Source organism: Delftia sp. ZNC0008 (genome assembly GCF_000799035.1).
In the GTDB taxonomy this organism is placed as follows: Bacteria; Pseudomonadota; Gammaproteobacteria; order Burkholderiales; family Burkholderiaceae_C; genus Comamonas; species Comamonas tsuruhatensis.
On record NZ_JTKZ01000342.1, the window covers coordinates 1 to 1,050 of the forward strand.

At 71.2% G+C, this 1,050-nt stretch carries 2 protein-coding genes; both read right to left on the reverse strand.

Translation table 11 applies throughout. The features are described from left to right. On the reverse strand, positions 1 to 667 hold a 667-nt coding region (locus L995_RS11505; protein ID WP_047471780.1), incomplete at its 3' end, for a tripartite tricarboxylate transporter substrate-binding protein. 146 nt (positions 668 to 813) lie between these two features. Beyond that, the coding region (locus L995_RS11510; RefSeq protein WP_047471783.1) for a hypothetical protein at positions 814 to 1,050 on the reverse strand (237 nt) is incomplete at its 5' end.

Consider the following 1,050-nt stretch of genomic DNA (forward strand, 5'->3'; position numbering starts at 1 on the left):
CGGCAAACATCAGCTGCACCTGGCCACCCAGCAGGTCGTTCATGGCCGGCGCGCTGCCCTTGTAGGGAATGTGCTGCAGCTTGATGCCCGCATGCATGTTGAACAGCTCGCCGGCCAGGTGCGTGCCGCCGCCATTGCCCGAGGAGCCGAAGCTCAGCCCGTTGCCGGACTTGGCCAGCGCGATCAGCTCGCGCACGTTGCGGGCGGGCACCGAGGGATGGGCCACCAGGAAGACCGGGAACATGGCGGCAAAGCTCACGGGCGCGAAGTCACGCTCTATGTCGTAGGTCATCTTCGGCTGCAGCGCCGGGTTGACCGCATGGTGGATGGAGCCCACGAACAGCGTGTAGCCATCGGCAGGCTCCTTGGCTGCGAGGGCCGCGCCCACCATGCCGCCGGCGCCCGCGCGGTTGTCCACGATGCAGGGCTGCGGCCAGATCTCGCCCAGCTTCTGGGTGAAGGCGCGTGCCGTGGTGTCCACCGGGCCACCGGGCGGAAAGGGCACGATGAAGCGCACGGGCCGCGTGGGCCAGGCATCGGCCGCAAACGCCGGCCGGACTGCAGGCAAGAGGCTGCCGGCCGCCAGCGCGCCACCGGCGGACAGCAGGCGGCGGCGGCGCGAAGAGAAGGAGGAAGTGGCAGAAGGCAGGAAGGAAGACGGGGGCATGGCGAAACTCCGGGCAACGGGCGGCGGCTTGCCGCGCGGCCCATTCTGGGCAAGGCGCCCTGCGCCGTGTTTCGCGAATGTGGAAGGCGCGCTTCCAGGGCTCCCAAGCGGTGGAAACCCTGGGAAGCGGTCCACCCCGATGCAGCCTAGTGGCTGATCATCCAGGGCCGCCGCGAGGGCGCGGACTTCGCGCCGTTGGGCGCCGTCACCGTGGCGCTGCGCCGCCCCGATCCGCAGCAGCCGCAGCCTGCCGGGTGCCTGAGCCGCGCATAGTCATAGTCGCGCGAGCTGGCGGGCTCGTGGCGCGCGCGCTCGTTGGTGTCCATGGCGCGGCGCGTGCCGTCGGCCATCAGTGCCAGCCGGGGCGCGGCGGCCAGCACGCG